Annotated in this window: 11 protein-coding genes and 5 pseudogenes; 13 read left to right on the top strand and 3 right to left on the bottom strand. The window is 72.1% G+C overall.

Annotation, left to right across the window (positions count from 1 at the left end; genetic code table 11):
• From ABZ434_RS28395 to ABZ434_RS28380, 4 genes and pseudogenes are all read left to right on the top strand, one after another.
• Positions 1 to 2022 (top strand): putative cobaltochelatase, encoded by a 2022-nt coding sequence (locus ABZ434_RS28395; RefSeq protein WP_359142542.1) that lies wholly within the window; start codon positions 1 to 3, stop codon positions 2020 to 2022.
• Positions 2022 to 2621 carry a cob(I)yrinic acid a,c-diamide adenosyltransferase gene (gene cobO / locus ABZ434_RS28390; RefSeq protein ID WP_359142540.1) on the top strand — a complete coding sequence of 200 codons (600 nt, stop codon included), beginning with the start codon at positions 2022 to 2024 and terminating at the stop codon, positions 2619 to 2621. Before ABZ434_RS28395 ends, cobO begins: the two co-directional genes overlap by 1 nt.
• The gene (locus ABZ434_RS28385; RefSeq protein ID WP_359142538.1) at positions 2615 to 4021 is read left to right on the top strand and encodes a cobyrinate a,c-diamide synthase; all 1407 of its coding nucleotides are present in this window, start codon (positions 2615 to 2617) and stop codon (positions 4019 to 4021) included. The genes cobO and ABZ434_RS28385 overlap by 7 nt, the downstream gene beginning before the upstream one ends.
• Positions 4009 to 4350: pseudogene (locus ABZ434_RS28380) on the top strand (precorrin-2 C(20)-methyltransferase); the annotation flags it as partial. The gene ABZ434_RS28385 and the pseudogene ABZ434_RS28380, both read left to right, overlap by 13 nt.
• A 12-nt stretch (positions 4351 to 4362) precedes the next feature.
• Here ABZ434_RS28380 and ABZ434_RS28375 read toward each other — a convergent pair.
• The gene (locus tag ABZ434_RS28375; protein WP_359142536.1) at positions 4363 to 5085 is read right to left on the bottom strand and encodes a ZIP family metal transporter; all 723 of its coding nucleotides are present in this window, start codon (positions 5083 to 5085) and stop codon (positions 4363 to 4365) included.
• A gap of 130 nt (positions 5086 to 5215) precedes the next feature.
• On the opposite strand from ABZ434_RS28375, the pseudogene ABZ434_RS28370 reads away from it, so the two are divergent.
• The 4 pseudogenes from ABZ434_RS28370 to cobC all read left to right on the top strand — a co-directional run.
• Positions 5216 to 5518, top strand: a pseudogene (locus tag ABZ434_RS28370) (SAM-dependent methyltransferase); the annotation flags it as partial.
• Positions 5497 to 6983, top strand: a pseudogene (locus ABZ434_RS28365) (cobalamin biosynthesis protein); the annotation flags it as partial. The pseudogenes ABZ434_RS28370 and ABZ434_RS28365, both read left to right, overlap by 22 nt.
• Positions 6978 to 7457: pseudogene (locus ABZ434_RS28360) on the top strand (CbiX/SirB N-terminal domain-containing protein); the annotation flags it as partial. The pseudogenes ABZ434_RS28365 and ABZ434_RS28360, both read left to right, overlap by 6 nt.
• Positions 7429 to 8535: pseudogene (gene cobC, locus ABZ434_RS28355) on the top strand (Rv2231c family pyridoxal phosphate-dependent protein CobC); the annotation flags it as partial. The pseudogenes ABZ434_RS28360 and cobC, both read left to right, overlap by 29 nt.
• 152 nt (positions 8536 to 8687) lie before the next feature.
• Here cobC and ABZ434_RS28350 read toward each other — a convergent pair.
• Entirely contained in the window at positions 8688 to 9881 is a 1194-nt protein-coding gene (locus ABZ434_RS28350) for an SCO1860 family LAETG-anchored protein (protein WP_359142534.1), read from the bottom strand.
• 334 nt (positions 9882 to 10215) lie between these two features.
• Entirely contained in the window at positions 10216 to 11316 is a 1101-nt protein-coding gene (locus tag ABZ434_RS28345) for an amidohydrolase family protein (RefSeq protein ID WP_359142532.1), read from the bottom strand.
• A 157-nt stretch (positions 11317 to 11473) separates the two neighbouring features.
• Here ABZ434_RS28345 and ABZ434_RS28340 point away from each other — a divergent pair, with 157 nt between their 5' ends.
• From ABZ434_RS28340 to thpD, 5 genes are all read left to right on the top strand, one after another.
• The gene (locus ABZ434_RS28340) at positions 11474 to 12580 is read left to right on the top strand and encodes an aminotransferase class V-fold PLP-dependent enzyme (RefSeq protein WP_359142530.1); all 1107 of its coding nucleotides are present in this window, start codon (positions 11474 to 11476) and stop codon (positions 12578 to 12580) included.
• 320 nt (positions 12581 to 12900) lie between these two features.
• Positions 12901 to 13431, top strand: a complete 531-nt coding sequence (gene ectA, locus ABZ434_RS28335; RefSeq protein WP_359142528.1) for a diaminobutyrate acetyltransferase — start codon at positions 12901 to 12903, stop codon at positions 13429 to 13431.
• An 83-nt stretch (positions 13432 to 13514) separates the two neighbouring features.
• Positions 13515 to 14777, top strand: a complete 1263-nt coding sequence (gene ectB, locus ABZ434_RS28330) for a diaminobutyrate--2-oxoglutarate transaminase (RefSeq protein WP_359142526.1) — start codon at positions 13515 to 13517, stop codon at positions 14775 to 14777.
• A gap of 63 nt (positions 14778 to 14840) precedes the next feature.
• On the top strand, positions 14841 to 15239 hold the full coding sequence (locus ABZ434_RS28325) for an ectoine synthase (protein WP_219573115.1): 399 nt from the start codon (positions 14841 to 14843) through the stop codon (positions 15237 to 15239).
• Between the two features lie 3 nt (positions 15240 to 15242).
• Positions 15243 to 16136, top strand: a complete 894-nt coding sequence (gene thpD, locus ABZ434_RS28320; RefSeq protein ID WP_359142524.1) for an ectoine hydroxylase — start codon at positions 15243 to 15245, stop codon at positions 16134 to 16136.
• Positions 16137 to 16158: the final 22 nt, after the last annotated feature.

Below are 16158 nucleotides of genomic sequence, written 5' to 3'. Positions count from 1 at the left end.
GTGAGTACGCCGTATCCGTTCACCGCCATCGTCGGGCAGGACGACCTCCGGCTCGGGCTGCTGCTCAACGCCGTGAGCCCTGCCGTGGGTGGCGTCCTCGTGCGCGGTGAGAAGGGAACCGCCAAGTCCACCGCCGTGCGCGCGCTGGCGGCGCTCATGCCGGAGGTGGCCGTCGTCCCCGGGTGCAGGTTCTCCTGCGCTCCCGGCTCGCCCGATCCGGCGTGTCCGGACGGGCCCCACGAGACCGGGTCCGGCGTGTCGCGGGCTGCGCGGACCGTGGAGCTGCCCGTCGGCGCGTCCGAGGACCGGCTCGTCGGGGCGCTCGACATCGAGCGGGCGCTCGCCGAGGGGGTGAAGTCCTTCGAGCCGGGGCTGCTCGCGGATGCGCATCGCGGGATCCTGTACGTGGACGAGGTCAACCTGCTCCACGACCACCTGGTGGATCTGCTGCTGGACGCGGCCGCCATGGGTGCCTCGTACGTCGAGCGCGAAGGCGTCTCCGTACGGCATGCGGCGCGCTTCCTGCTCGTCGGGACCATGAACCCCGAGGAGGGGGAGCTCAGGCCTCAGCTCCTCGACCGTTTCGGGCTGACCGTCGAGGTCGCCGCCTCCCGTGAGACCGATCTGCGGGTCGAGGTGGTGCGGCGGCGACTCGCCTACGACGACGATCCGGCCGCGTTCGCCGCCCGGTGGGCCGACGAGGAAGGCGCGTTGCGGGCCCGGATCGTGGCCGCGCGGGCGCTGCTCCCCCATGTCCGGCTCGGCGACGGCGCGTTGCGGCAGATCGCGGCCACCTGCGCCGCGTTCGAGGTCGACGGCATGCGGGCCGACATCGTGATGGCCCGGACGGCCACTGCGCTGGCCGCCTGGGCGGGACGTGAGGACGTCGTCGCGGAGGACGTGCGGCAGGCCGCCCTGCTCGCGCTCCCCCACCGGCGCCGGCGCAACCCCTTCGACGCGCCGGGCCTGGACGAGGACAAGCTCGACGACACGCTGGAGCAGAACAGCGGCGAGGACGACGGTCCGGACCCGGACGGCCCGGGCGGTGGCGGCCGGCCGCCGGAGGGCGACGGGCCGGACACGCCGCCGCAGCCCGAGGGCGGGGCCGACGACACGCCTGCGCAGTCGGTGCCCGGGCAGGGCAGGGAGCAGGAGCCGGCCCAGGGCCGGCCCTCCGGCGGCGGCGAGCAGCAGCCCGCGCGGGCCGGTGAGCCGTTCCGTACGAAGATGCTGAGCGTGCCCGGTCTGGGCGAGGGCGCGGCGGGGCGGCGGTCCCGGGCGCGTACCGAGCACGGAAGGACGACCGGGGCACGGCGCCCGCAGGGTGCGCTGACCACGTTGCATCTGGCCGCGACCGTGCAGGCCGCCGCCCCTCATCAGCGGGCACGGGGCCGGTCGGGGCGGGGTCTGGTGGTGCGGCGGGACGATCTGCGTCAGGCGACGCGCGAGGGGCGCGAGGGGAACCTCGTGCTGTTCGTCGTGGACGCGTCCGGGTCGATGGCCGCACGGCAGCGGATGACCGCCGTGAAGGGTGCGGTGCTCTCGCTGCTGATGGATGCCTACCAGCGGCGGGACAAGGTCGGGCTGATCACCTTCCGAGGCAAGGACGCCGAGGTGGTGCTGCCGCCGACCTCGTCCGTGGACGCCGCTGCCGCGCGGCTGGAGATGCTGCCGACCGGAGGGCGCACTCCGGTGGCCGCAGGGCTGCTGAAGGCGCATGACGTGCTGCGGGTGGAGCGGATGCGTGATCCTTCGCGACGGCCGTTGCTGGTCGTGGTGACCGACGGGCGGGCGACCTGGGGGCCGGAGCCCGTGGCGCTGGCCGCACGGGCGGCGCGGCTGCACGCGGCCGAGGGCACGGCGTCCGTCGTCGTGGACTGCGAGTCGGGGCCGGTGCGGCTCGGGCTCGCGACGAGCCTCGCGGGTGAGCTGGGCGGCACCGCCGTCACGCTCGACGAGCTGCGGGCCGATTCGATCGCCGGGCTGGTCAAGGACGTTCAGGGCAACAGGAGGGCCGCATAATGCCGCAGGGACAGCCGACCAGTGTGCCGGACGACGGGCTCACCACCCGTCAGCGTCGCAACCGACCGTTGCTGATGGTGCACACCGGCATCGGCAAGGGGAAGTCGACGGCGGCCTTCGGGCTCGCGCTGCGCGCCTGGAATCAGGGGTGGTCGATCGGGGTGTTCCAGTTCGTGAAGTCGGCGAAGTGGAAGGTCGGCGAGGAGAACGCGCTGAAGGTCCTCGGCGCGAGCGACGAGGGCGGGTCCGTCGCCTGGCACAAGATGGGCGAGGGCTGGTCCTGGGTCCAGCGCGACCGGCAACTGGACAACGAGGCGGCCGCGCGGGAGGGCTGGGAACAGGTCAAGCGCGATCTGGCCGCCGAGACGTACCGGCTGTACGTGCTCGACGAGTTCGCCTACCCGATGCACTGGGGGTGGGTCGACACCGACGAGGTGGTCGAGGTGCTGCGCGACAGGCCCGGTACGCAGCATGTGGTGATCACCGGCCGCAACGCACCTGCCGCGCTGCTGGAGGTGGCGGACCTGGTGACCGACATGTCGAAGGTGAAGCACCCGATGGATGCCGGACAGAAGGGCCAGAGGGGCATCGAGTGGTGACCGTTCCGCGCCTGGTCATTGCCGCGCCGTCGTCCGGCAGCGGCAAGACCACGGTGGCGACGGGCCTGATGGCAGCCTTCGCCGGGCGGGGGCTCGCCGTGTCCGGGCACAAGGTGGGGCCCGACTACATCGATCCGGGCTACCACGCCCTTGCCACCGGGCGGCCGGGGCGCAATCTCGACGCGTACATGTGCGGCCCGGACCTGATCGCCCCGCTGTTCGCGCACGGTGCGCGCAGCTGTGACCTGGCGGTCGTCGAGGGCGTGATGGGGCTGTACGACGGAGCGGCGGGGCAGGGCGAGCTCGCGTCCACCGCGCAGGTGGCGAAGCTGCTGCGGGCGCCGGTGGTGCTCGTCGTGGACGCGTCCTCGCAGTCGCGGTCCGTGGCGGCGCTGGTACACGGTTTCGCCTCGTGGGACACGCAGGTGCGGATCGGCGGGGTGATCCTGAACAAGGTGGCCTCGGACCGGCACGAGGCGTTGCTGCGGGAGGCCCTGGACGAGTGCGGGGTGCCTGTCCTGGGTGTGCTCCGGCGGGCCGACCCGGTGTCGGTGCCGTCGCGGCATCTGGGGCTGGTGCCGGTGGCCGAGCGGCGGGGCGACGCGGTGGACGCCGTCGCGGCGATGGCGGGGCAGGTGGTGGCGGGGTGCGATCTGGAGGCGCTGATGACCCTGGCACGATCTGCGCCCTCCCTGCCGGGGGCGGTGTGGGACGCGGTGGAGGCGGTGGACGCATGCGGCGGCCCGGTTGCCCTCACCGCGCCTTCCCAGGACGGGGGCTCGGCGCCTCGGACGCCGGGGCCGGGAGTGGTCGCCGTCGCCTCCGGGGCCGCGTTCACCTTCTCCTACGCCGAGCACGGCGAGCTGCTCGCCGCCGCCGGGGCGACCGTCGTGCCGTTCGATCCGTTGCGGGACGAAGCGCTGCCCGACGGGACCGGGGGGCTCGTCATCGGAGGTGGGTTCCCCGAGGTGTACGGCCCCGAGCTGTCGGCCAACGAGCCGTTGCGCAGGGCCGTCGCGGAGCTGGCTGCTTCCGGCGCCCCGGTGGCCGCCGAGTGTGCGGGGCTGCTCTATCTGGCGCGGTCGCTGGACGGGCTGCCGATGTGCGGGGTGCTGGACGCCGAGGCGCGGATGTCGGGGCGGCTGACGCTCGGTTACCGGGACGCCGTGGCGCTCTCCGACAGCGTGCTGGCGGCCACGGGGACGCGGATGCGGGGACACGAGTTCCACCGGACCGTGCTGGAGCCCGGCGCGGGGGACGTCCCCGCCTGGGGCATGCACCAGCCGGAGCGGCGCGTGGAGGGGTTCGTGCAGCAGGGCGTGCACGCGAGCTATCTGCATACGCACTGGGCTTCGGCGCCCGGCACGGCCCGCCGATTCGTGGAGAGGTGCACGAGGTGAACACCCTGGCCGGGGTCGGGCCCGGTGCTCCGGAGCTGGTGACCGTCAAGGGCGTCAGGGCGCTGCGGTACGCCGCTGTCGTCGTGGTGCCCGTGCTGGGCACCGGTGAGCAGGGGCGCGCCGGGGCGGCGGTGCCGCACCGTGTCGGCGCCGAAGGGGTCGCCGAGGCGTTGCGGGAGACGGGTCGGACCGAGGACGCGGTGTGGGGTTCGGCGCTCGGGCCGCCGGAGGAGTCGGTCAGGACGGCGGCGGAGCCGGCCGACGGCCCGTTGCCGTACCTCTCGACGCTGATCGCACCCGTGCCGCGCGGCGGCGGACGGGGGCGGAAAGCTGTGAGGCGGTCACTGCGCGAGGCCCACCACCAGCCAGATGAAGCCCACTCCCGCGACCGTGCACAGCAGGGTGGAGCGGGCAGGGTGGTCGTGGTGCGCCTCGGGCAGGATCTCGGCTGCGGCGAGGTAGAGCAGGGCGCCGCCGAAGAAGCCGAGATAGCAACCGAGGAGTTCCTCCGGAAGGGTGAACACGAGTGTCGTCGCCGCGCCCACGACGGGCGCCGCCGCGTCCGCGTACAGCATCGTGAGGGCCTTGCGGCGGGCGTTTCCGTACAGACTGGTGATCGTGTACGTGTTGAAGCCGTCGGCGAAGTCATGGGTGATGACGGCGAGCGCGACGGCCGCTCCCATGCCGCCGCCGACCTGGAAGGCCGCGCCGAGCGCCACGCCGTCCATCAGGCTGTGCAGAACCATGGCGGCCGCCGCTGTCAGCCCGACCTGGGGCACGCGTTCCTCGCTCGCGCCGTGTGCCGCCTGGCGTACGGCGAGCAGACGCTCCACCAGGTGCGCGAAAAGGAAGCCGCCCACGAACAGCAGCAGGGCCGCCGGTACGCCGAAGACGAGACCGCCCGCGGCTTCGATGGCCTCCGGCAGCAGGTCGAGTCCGACGACACCGAGCATCAGTCCGCCGGCCAACCCGAGCACCAGGTGGCGGCGGTCGGTGACACGCTGGGCGACCCAGCCGCCGACCAGGGTCATCAGGAACGCGCCGAGCGCGACGAACACCGCCATGGGCTCTTGCTAGTCGATCGACCCCGGTGAGCGCATCTTCGGGTGCCATCGGCATGTCCCGATTCCGACCTGAAAGGACCGTTCCGTGGCAGAAGCAGTCGGCGCAGCCGCCGCGCTCGCCCGCGCCACCGTGACGTGCGTCGGTGCCGGCCCCGGCGCCGCCGATCTGCCGTCCTGCCGGGCGGCGCGGGCCACCGCGGGCGCGGACATCGTCATCTGGGCGGCAAGCCTGGTGCAGGCGGAGGTCCTCGACCACGCCCGGGAAGGTGCCGAAGTCCTGGCCCCGGACCCGATCCCCCTCGAAGAGGCTGTCGCCGTGTACCGGCGTGCGACGGACGAGGGGCTGCGGGTGGCCCGGATCCACTCCGGCGCTCCGTCGCTGCGGGGCGGCAGGCAGGAGCAGGTCGACCGGTGCGACGAGCTGGGGGTGGCGCTGTCGCCTGTGACCGGCCGGCAGCGGCCTGGCCCGGACGGGCCGTGGTCTACGACGGCCCGGTACGCGAGGCCGTGCGGCGGGCGTTCGCCGGGTGCGAGCAGCTGGTGTGCTTCCTGGCGACGGGAGCCGTGGTGCGCCGCCCCGCTGCTCGCGGACAAGCCGATCCAGGTGTCGTCTCTGTCGACGAGGCGGGGCGCCACGCGGTGGCGTTGCTCGGCGGGCACGGCGGCGGGGCGGACGCCCTTGCGGTGGCGGTCGCCGGGGTGCTGGGTGCGGCACCGATGGTGACGGCGGCGACGGACGCGGTGGGCGTGCCCGGTCTCGACATGCTGGGGCTTCCCGTGGAGGGGGATGTCGCGGGAGTGTCGCGGGCGATGCTGGACGGTGCGCCGGTGGCGTTGCACGCGGACGCGGTGTGGCCGTTGCCCGCGCTGGCGCCGAACGTGGGCCCGGGGTGCGCGGGTGCGGCGGTGCTGTACCTCACCGACCGGACCGTGGAACTCGGCTCGCGGGAGGCCGTGTTGCGGCCGGCCTCGCTCGCCGTCGGGGTCGGCGCGTCCAGGGGCGTGTCCGTCGGCGAGGTACTGGGGCTGATCCGGGACGCGCTGGCCGGGGCCGGCCTTTCGGAGCTGAGTGTCGCGGAGCTGGTCACCGTCGACGCGAAGGCCGGGGAGCCCGGGATCGTGACGGCCGCGGCCGAGCTGGGCGTGCCGTTGCGGACGTATGCGGCGGCGGAGTTGGCCCGGATCGACGTGCCGCATCCGTCCGACGCCCCGCTCGCCGCCGTCGGCACGCCCTCGGTGGCGGAGGCGGCGGCGCTCGCGGGGGGCGGCGAACTCCTCGTGCCCAAGCGGAAGTCGGCCCCCGAGGGGCGGGCGGCGATGGCCACCTGTGCCGTGGTGCGCCGGGCTCCGCGCGGACGGCTCGCGGTCGTGGGGATCGGTCCCGGGGCGCGCGTCCTGCTGACGCCGCGGGCCCGCGACGAGTTGTGGCGGGCGTCGGTGCTGGTCGGGCTCGATCAGCACGTCGACCGGATCCGGGATCTGCTGCGGCCGGGTACGACGGTTCTGGAGTCGGGGCTCGGCGCGGAGGAGGAGCGGGCCCGTACGGCGGTCGCCGAGGCGCGCAAGGGCCATGCGGTGGCGTTGATCGACAGTGGCGACGCGGGGGTGTACGCGGTGGCCTCGGCGGCGCCGGCCGAGGCGGGCGCCGACATCGATGTGGTGGGCGTGCCGGGGGTGACGGCCGCACTGGCGGCGCCGGCCGAGGGGGCGCACCCCTGGGCCACGACCACGTATCGGTCAGCCTCTCCGACCTGCACACGCCGTGGGAGGCCATCGAGCGCAGGGTCCGCCCCGCGGCCGAGGCCGACATCGTCGTGACGCTCTACGACCCGCGCAGCCGGGGTCGCGACCGGCAGCTCCCGAAGGCGCTGTCGATCCTGGCGGAACACCGGGACCCGGACGCCGACGCCGAGGTGTACAAGGCGGCGCGGCTGTTCCGGGAGGGCCGGGGCTACGCGGGCGTGGAGACGGCGTTCGTCTCGCCGGCCGCCCCTGACGTGCCGTCCGGTCTCGACCGTTGCGTGAAGCCGGGTGCGGGGCGCATAGTCGTTCTGCCGTACTTCCTCTTCACGGGCATCCTGCCGGACCGGGTGCGTCGTCCGACCATGGAGTGGGCCGCCGCCCACCCTGAGCCGGACGTCCGGCCGGCCGAGGTGATCGGTGCCGCGGAGGAACTGCTCGATCTGGTCATGGAACGCTACCGGGAGGCAGTCGAGGGCGATCTGCGGATGAACTGCGACTCTTGCGTGTACCGGATCGCACTGCCGGGCTTCGAGGACAAGGTGGGACTACGGCAGCAGCCGCACTTCCACCCTGACGACGACGGCCATCACCACCACCCCCACCATGGCGGTCATGCACACTCCCACTGAACGCCCCGACGCCACCGGCGCGGGCGCGCACGACCTGCGTCATCACGGTGACGCGGAGGTACGGGGACGGGGCCGGGATCTGACCGATCTCGCCGTCAACGTACGGGCCGGGACCCCACCGGCCTGGCTGAAGGAGCGGATAGCCGCGTCCTTGGGCGCGCTCGCCGCGTACCCGGACGGACGCGCGGCACGCGCCGCGGTCGCCGCCCGGCACGGGCTGCCGCCCGAGCGGCTCCTGTTGACGGCCGGTGCGGCGGAGGCGTTCGTCCTGATCGCGCGGGCCCTGCCGGCCAGGCGGCCTGTCGTGGTCCATCCGCAGTTCACCGAGCCGGAGGCGGCGCTGCGCGCGGCCGGGCACGACGTGGGACGGGTGTTGTTGCGGGCCGGGGAGGGCTTCCGGCTGGATCCGGCGGCCGTGCCGGCCGATGCGGATCTGGTGGTGGTCGGCAATCCGACCAACCCCACGTCCGTGCTGCATCCGGCGGCCGTGCTGGAGCGGCTGGCGCGCCCCGGGCGGACGCTGGTGGTGGACGAGGCGTTCATGGACGCGGTACCGGGCGAGCGCGAGGCACTGTGCGGCCGTACGGACGTCCCGGGGCTCGTGGTCCTGCGCAGCCTCACCAAGACGTGGGGGCTCGCCGGGCTGCGGATCGGGTACGTGGCAGCCGCGCCGGAGACCATCCGTACGCTGGAGCAGGCGCAGCCGTTGTGGCCGGTGTCGTCCCCGGCGCTCGCGGCGGCCGAGGCGTGTGTGGAGCCGCGGGCACTGGCCGAGGCGGCCGCGGCGGCGGACCGGATCGCGGTGGACCGCTGTCATCTGGTGGCGGGTCTGCGGGAGTTCACCGAGATCCGTGTGGTGGAACCGGCTCAGGGACCCTTCGTGCTGGTCCGGCTGGAGCGGGCCGCGGAGATACGTGAGCGGTTGCGGATGCTGGGCTTCGCGGCCAGGCGCGGCGACACGTTTCCGGGGCTCGGCGACGAGTGGCTGCGGCTGGCGGTGCGCGACCGTACGACGACCAACCGCTTGCTGCAGGCGTTCGACCAGGCACTCCAGGCCCTGTCCGCGGTGAGCCGGTAGCCCTCGACCGGCCGGCCCGGGTGCCGGCCGTCGCAAGGCGTGTATCGAGCGGGGAGCGGTGCTCCGTGGACGGAGCACCGCTCCCCGTTCCCCCTCTTCCCCCTTACGGCCCCCCGGCCGCCCCCTCGGGCCCTGATGCGTTCCCCCGCGTGTCAGTCCTGGGCACGCCGCCGGGCCACGACCATCGCACCGGCGCCGACCGCCAGCAGAAGAGCGGCGCCACCGGCGACGTACGGCGTGGTGGAACTGCTGCCCGTCTCGGCGAGGTCGGCGTCGGTGGCGGCCTGCGGTGCGTCACCGGTGCCGGTCTGGGGCTTCACGTCACCGCCGGTGTCACCGGCCGAGGAACCCGCGGTGGAGCCTGCGGTACCGGACCCGCCATCGGTCGAGCCACCGTCGGTGGACCCGCCATCGGACGAGCCACCATCGGACGAGCCACCGTCCGTGGACCCGCCATCGGTGGACCCGCCATCCGTCGAGCCACCGTCCGTGGACCCGCCATCGGACGAACCACCGTCGGACGAACCACCATCGGTGGACCCGCCGTTGTGACCGCCGCCGTTGTGACCCCCGCCGTTGTCACCCCCGCCGTTGTGTCCACCGCCGTTGTCTCCGCCACCCGTGCTGCTCCCCCTGGGCGTCCGGCAGGTGGCCTCGGCCAGTGTGACCTCGCCCTTCACATCGGCGACGTTCAGTTCGAGCGGGTTGACGGAGACCTTCAGCTGGAGGGCCGCCGCGGCCGCGGTGCGCGAGGTGGTCGTCGTTTTCGACAGGTCGAGCGTCACGGATCCGACGCCGGGAACCGCGATCTGCGTGGTGCCTCCGGCGGTCAGGGTGACGCGCTTGCCGAGGATCTTCAGATGCCCCAGCACGTTCGACTCGGCGACCGGCTTGCGGCCCACTACGCAGACAGCCTTGGAAGTGACCTGCTCGACCTCGACCAGCGAGAGCAGCGGCAGACCGGGCACGTGCAGGCGTGCCTTGACGACATTGCTGTAGCCCTCGGCGCGGTGCTTGCCGACGGTCGCCTTCGCGGTGGCCACATCGGCACGCAGCACGCGGACCGGCTTTCCGCCCTCCACCCCGTCGAGCTTCACGCTGAGCGCGGTCTTCTCGGCGCTCCGCGGCGCCTGCACCTCGTTGAGCGTGGCCTTGAGCGGCACATCGATCGTCTTGTTCAGGAGCGAGATGTCGAGTGCGGTGCGGAGCACGACCGCACTCGCCTTCCCGTCGCCGGTGGTCGTGGCCGTGGCCGCGGTGGTGGCCTGGGCCGGGACGGCGACCAGCAGGGCGACGGGAGCGGCGGCGACCGCCAGGGCGGCGAGGCGGAAGGTGTTGCTGTTCAAGATGGTGGAACCCCCACAAGAGACATGGAGCCACCGGCGCCGTCCAATGGGGGACATCGCGGGCACCGGTGGCCTCGACTCCGTGAATCTTTACGCACAGAGGGTGAACTGGCAGACACCTGACGTGAGTTCACCCCAAAGGGGGGTTTCCGTGCCTGTATTCGATTATTCCGGCACGTGCGTTCCTCGAGTTCACCCGTTTCACTGACACGGGCGACTCGGACGGCCCGAGCACCGGAGCGCGCGGAAGTGATTCAACGAGCGGGTGCGCTCCGGGTAACTGCCGGTCAACACGGCGCATCCCGGGGCCGCCCGGGCCCCGGGACCCTCCGCTTCAGCCGATCACGCGCCCGTTCAGGACGACCCGGCGCGGAGCCGCCAGCACGCGCACATCCCTCCGCGGGTCCTCGTCGTACACCACCAGGTCGGCCGGCGCGCCCTCCTCGAGCCCCGGCCTGCCGAGCCAGGCACGCGCGCCCCATGTCGTCGCGGACAGCGCCTCCAGGGCGGGGATGCCCGCCTTGACGAGCTCCGCGACCTCGTCGGCCACCAGGCCGTGGGCTAGCACGCCGCCGGCGTCGGTGCCGACGAACACCGGTACCCCCGCGTCGTAGGCGGCGCGCACCGTGTCGTAGCGGCGCTCGTGCAGCCGGCGCATATGCGCGGACCAGCGGGGGTACTTGGCCTCGCCGCCCTGCGCGAGCGAGGGGAAGGTGGCGATGTTGACCAGGGTGGGGACGATCGCGACCCCGCGCTCGGCGAAGAGCGGGATGGTCTCCTCGGTCAGCCCGGTGGCGTGCTCGATGCAGTCGATCCCCGCCTCGACGAGATCGCGCAGCGAGTCCTCGGCGAAGCAGTGCGCGGTGACCCGGGCCCCCAGCCGGTGCGCCTCGGCGATGGCCGCCGCGACGGCCTCACGCGGCCAGCAGGCGGTCAGGTCGCCCACTTCACGGTCGATCCAGTCCCCGACGAGTTTCACCCAGCCGTCGCCGCGGCGTGCCTCCTGCGCGACGTACGCCACCAACTCGTCCGGCTCGATCTCGTACGCGTAGTTCCTGGTGTAGCGACGGGTCCTGGCGATGTGCCGGCCGGCCCTGATGATCTTCGGGAGGTCGTCGCGGTCGTCGGTCCACCGGGTGTCGGCGGGCGAGCCCGCGTCCCGCAGGAGAAGCGCGCCGGCCCCCCGGTCGTCGAGGGCCTGCTTCTCGGTGGTCGCCCTGTCCACGGCGCCGTGGTGGTCCAGCCCGACGTGGCAGTGGGCGTCGACGAGTCCGGGCAGGGCCCAGCCGGTGACGACGACCGCCTCGTCCGCACCGGCGGGCCGCTCGTACGTCACACGTCCGTCGACCGCCCAGATCTCATCCCTGACGTCCTCGGGGCCGACGAGCACCCGCCCCTTCACCTGCAGCACCCGCGGCGCCTCGTGATCGCTCATGGACAGCACTGTACGAGGCACCGGGCGGGGGGCCGCATCCTGCCGGATCCCGTCCGGCGGACGGGTCCCGGCCGCCCGCACAGGGCTCGGTACCCTCGGTGCAGGCCTGCCCGCAGGCCGGGCCGCACACCGATCCGATCCCGAAGAGAGCACCACCGTGACGCACCCCTTCCTCGACCTGACCCCTCTCACCGCCGCGCATTTCGCGGCGATCGAGCGGCGCGTGGCCGGTCTCCTCGCCACCGAGCAGGACGTCGTCATCATGCAGGGCGAGGCGCTCCTCCCCCTCGAAGGCTGCATCAGGGGCGGCGCCCGGCCAGGTTCGACGGCGCTGAACGTCGTCACGGGGCCGTACGGGCAGACGTTCGGCAACTGGCTGCGCGACTGCGGTGCCGAGGTCGTCGATCTGGCGGTGCCCTTCCATACGGCCGTCACCGCCGCCCAGGTCAGCGAGGCACTGGCCGCTCACCCGGAGATCGACTTCGTGTCCCTGGTACACGCGGAGGCCGCCACCGGCAACACCAACCCGGTCGCGGAGATCGGTGAGGTCGTCCGGGCGCACGGGGCGCTGTTCATGCTGGACGCAGTCGCCTCGGTGGGCGCCGAGCCGCTGCTGCCGGACGCCTGGGGTGTGGACCTGTGCGTGATCGGGGCGCAGAAGGCGATGGGCGGACCGGCCGGGGTGTCCGCGGTCTCCGTGAGCGCACGCGCCTGGGAGCGGATCGCCGCCAACCCACAGGCACCCCGACGTTCCTACCTCTCCCTGCTGGACTGGAAGGAGCGCTGGATCGACGGCGGCCGCCGGGCACTGCTGCACGCTCCGGCCCAGCTGGAGATGCTGGCCCTGGAGGCCTGCGTGGAGCGGATCGAGGCGGAGGGCCTGGACGCGTTGATGGCGCGTCACGCCGCCGCGGCCGCGGCCACCCGGGCCGGTGCGGTGGCGCTGGGCGGCGGCCTCACGCCGTACGTGCACGAGGCGCGGGACGCGGCGCCGGTGGCGACCACACTGCGGACGCCGGACGGCGTGGACGCCTCGGAACTGGTCGTGCGGGCCCTGGCGGCCGACCCGTCGCTGCCGCTCATCGCGGGAGGCGGGTCGCTCTCCAAGGAGATGATCCGGGTCAATCACTACGGGGTGGATGCGACGCGGGGCGCGGTGCTCTCCTCGCTCGCGGCTCTGGGGGCGGCGCTGGCGGACAACGGCCAGCAGGTCGATCTGGAAGCTGCCCGGAAGGCCGTTTCGGAAACCTGGACCGGAGCTTAAATCCCGGCGTAATCAACAAATGCGGGGAGCTGCCTTATCCAGAGCAGCTCCCCGCATTCTTATGCCCGCTCTCCCGAAGGCTAAACACCCGGGTTTCAACGACGCCCCAGCTCCGCAATTCGATTGCGTCGCGCGAGAGTTACGACCTTGTGACCGACTCCACAACCAGGGTCGATATGCCGGATAAATGCCTACCAAATCGGAAGAAAGGGTGCCGATTTCGCGCTGGGGCGCGCGCTCGCCTGATAACACAGCACAGCGCTTCACCCAACCCCCTGGGTCGATGCAATTTCGAAATTTGCTGGGTAAATTCAATTCGCATGACCGCCGCACCAGCAGATTTTGCACGTGCCCGAAGCGAATTCATCACCATCGACACCCCACGAGTGGAGGACGGAGCCGCGATCTGGCGCATTGCCCGCGATTCCGAGGTCCTGGACCTCAACTCCTCGTACAGCTACCTGCTGTGGTGCCGTGACTTCGCGGCGACCTCCGTGGTCGCCCGCGACGAGACCGGCTCCCCGGTCGCCTTCGTGACGGGGTACATCAGGCCCGACCGCCCCGAGACGCTCGTCGTCTGGCAGGTGGCCGTCGACCACGGCCACCGCGGTACGGGACTGGCCGCGAAGCTCCTGGACGCCCTGACCGCCCGCGTCGCCGGCGAGCAGGGACTGGCTTCGGTCGAGACGACCATCACCCCGGACAACAAGGCATCGGACCGCCTGTTCACCTCCTACGCACAGCGCCATGACGTGGCACTGGAACGCGAGGTGCTCTTCGACGGCGGCCTGTTCCCCGAGGGCAGCCATCTGCCGGAAGTGCTCTACAGCATCGGCCCGTTCCACACCTGAGCAGGCTCCTTCCGGCGGGCGCCCGCCCGTCGTAGTCACCTTCACCGCCGCTCGTCACACCCCCCTCACGTAGGAGACCCGCTGTGACCATCACCCCGCCCGCCCTGAGTGTCTTCGAGACCCTGGAGTCCGAGGTCCGGAGCTACTGCCGCGGCTGGCCCGCCGTCTTCGACCGCGCGCAGGGCGCCCGGCTGACCGACGAGGACGGCCACACCTACCTCGACTTCTTCGCCGGGGCCGGCTCGCTCAACTACGGCCACAACAACCCGGTCCTGAAGCGCGCGCTGATCGACTACATCGAGCGCGACGGCATCACCCACGGCCTCGACATGGCCACGACGGCCAAACGCGCTTTCCTCGAGACGTTCCAGAACGTGATCCTGCGACCCCGCGACCTGCCCTACAAGGTGATGTTCCCCGGCCCCACCGGCACCAACGCGGTCGAGTCGGCGCTCAAACTGGCCCGCAAGGTCAAGGGCCGCGAGTCCGTGGTCTCGTTCACCAACGCCTTCCACGGAATGTCACTCGGCTCGCTCGCCGTGACCGGCAACGCCTTCAAGCGGGCCGGGGCCGGCATCCCGCTGGTGCACGGCACGCCGATGCCGTTCGACAACTACTTCGACGGCCAGGTACCCGACTTCCTCTGGTTCGAGCGGCTCCTGGAGGACCAGGGCTCCGGCCTCAACAAGCCCGCAGCGGTGATCGTGGAGACCGTGCAGGGAGAGGGCGGGATCAACGTCGCCCGCGCGGAGTGGCTGCGCGCCCTCCAGGAGCTCTGCCACCGCCAGGACATGCTGCTGATCGTCGACGACATCCAGATGGGCTGCGGCAGGACCGGCGGCTTCTTCTCCTTCGAGGAAGCCGGCATCACGCCGGACATCGTCACGCTGTCGAAGTCCATCAGCGGCTACGGACTGCCCATGGCCCTCTGCCTGTTCAAGCCCGAACTGGACATCTGGGAGCCGGGCGAGCACAACGGCACCTTCCGGGGCAACAACCCGGCGTTCGTCACCGCCGCCGCCGCGCTCGACGCCTACTGGGCAGACGGCCAGATGGAGAAGCAGACGCTGGCCCGCGGCGAGCAGATCGAGTCGGCGCTGCTGGCGATCTGCGGCGAGCACGACAGCGCTCAGTTCCGCGGCCGCGGTCTGGTGTGGGGCATGGAGTTCGACGACCCGGCGCGCGCTTCCGCCGTCTGCGCCCGCGCGTTCGAGCTGGGGCTGCTGCTGGAGACCTCAGGCCCGCAGAGCGAGGTCGTGAAGCTGCTGCCGCCGCTGACCATCACCCCCGAGGAACTGGACGAGGGCCTGCGCACGCTGGCCCGCTGCGTCCGCGAGACCGCCTGACCCGGGGCCGTCCCGAACGGCCCCGCAGAGAAACACCGTTGAAGAGAAAGGCACCGACCCACCGTGATCGTCCGATCGTTCAGTGACATCGAGAACACCGACCGGCATGTGAAGTCCGCCTCCGGAACCTGGGAGAGCAAGCGCATCGTGCTCGCCAAGGAGAAGGTCGGCTTCTCGCTCCACGAGACCGTGCTGTACGCGGGCACGGAGACGTCGATGTGGTACGCCAACCACATCGAGGCCGTGCTGTGCACCGAGGGCGAGGCCGAACTCACCAACGACGAGACCGGCGAGAAGCACTGGATCTCCCCCGGCACGATGTACCTGCTGAACGGGCACGAGCACCACACGCTCCGCCCCAAGACGGACTTCCGCTGTGTCTGCGTCTTCAATCCCCCCGTCACCGGACGGGAGGACCACGACGAGAACGGTGTCTACCCGCTGCTGACCGAGGAGGGCTGAACCATGACCACTGATGTACGCGCCGACCTGTACCCCTCGCGCGGTGCCGCCGAGATGACCACTCCCCGCCAGGACCCGGTCATCTGGTCCGCGCCGGGCGCACCGGGTCCGGTCGCCGCCAAGGAGCTCCAGGGCTTCGAACGCGACGGTTTCCTCACCGTCGACCAGCTGATCACCCCGGACGAGGTGGCCGGCTACCACGCCGAACTGGAACGACTGATCGCCGATCCGGCGGTGCGGGCCGATGAGCGCTCGATCATCGAGCCGAAGTCGGACTCCGTACGGTCGGTCTTCGAGGTCCACCGGCTCAGCGAGGTCTTCGCCCGGCTCGTCAGCGACGAGCGCGTGGTGGGCCGGGCCCGTCAGATCCTCGGCTCGGACGTGTACGTCCACCAGTCACGGATCAACGTCAAGCCCGGTTTCGGTGCCTCCGGCTTCTACTGGCACTCGGACTTCGAGACCTGGCACGCCGAGGACGGTCTGCCGAACATGCGGGCCGTGTCCGTGTCGATCGCGCTGACCGAGAACTACGACACCAACGGCGGGCTGATGATCATGCCCGGCTCGCACAAGTCGTTCCTCGGCTGTGCGGGCGAGACGCCGAAGGACAACTACAAGAAGTCCCTGCAGATGCAGGACGCCGGCACCCCGTCCGACGAGGCGCTGACGAAGATGGCCGACCGCCACGGCATCAGGCTCTTCACGGGCAAGGCCGGTTCGGCGACCTGGTTCGACTGCAACGCGATGCACGGGTCGGGCGACAACATCACCCCGTACGCGCGCAGCAACGTCTTCATCGTGTTCAACAGCGTGGAGAACGCGGCCCAGGAACCCTTCGCGGCGCCGATCCGCCGCCCGGAGTTCATCGGGGCGCGTGACTTCACGCCGGTGAAGTAGGGGCGTACGGCGGTCAGGAAGG

This window comes from Streptomyces sp. NPDC005761, assembly GCF_040630635.1.
GTDB lineage: Bacteria > Actinomycetota > Actinomycetes > Streptomycetales > Streptomycetaceae > Streptomyces.
This window is presented reverse-complemented; position numbering and strand designations above follow the sequence as displayed.

What these genes read in the sequence shown, in the direction of transcription:
- cobO (WP_359142540.1), top strand. Translation starts at nt 2,022, where the DNA reads ATGCCGCAGGGACAGCCGACCAGTGTGCCGGACGACGGGCTCACCACC.
- ABZ434_RS28375 (WP_359142536.1), bottom strand. Translation starts at nt 5,085, where the DNA reads ATGGCGGTGTTCGTCGCGCTCGGCGCGTTCCTGATGACCCTGGTCGGC.
- ABZ434_RS28345 (WP_359142532.1), bottom strand. Translation starts at nt 11,316, where the DNA reads ATGAGCGATCACGAGGCGCCGCGGGTGCTGCAGGTGAAGGGGCGGGTG.
- ectA (WP_359142528.1), top strand. Translation starts at nt 12,901, where the DNA reads ATGACCGCCGCACCAGCAGATTTTGCACGTGCCCGAAGCGAATTCATC.
- thpD (WP_359142524.1), top strand. Translation starts at nt 15,243, where the DNA reads ATGACCACTGATGTACGCGCCGACCTGTACCCCTCGCGCGGTGCCGCC.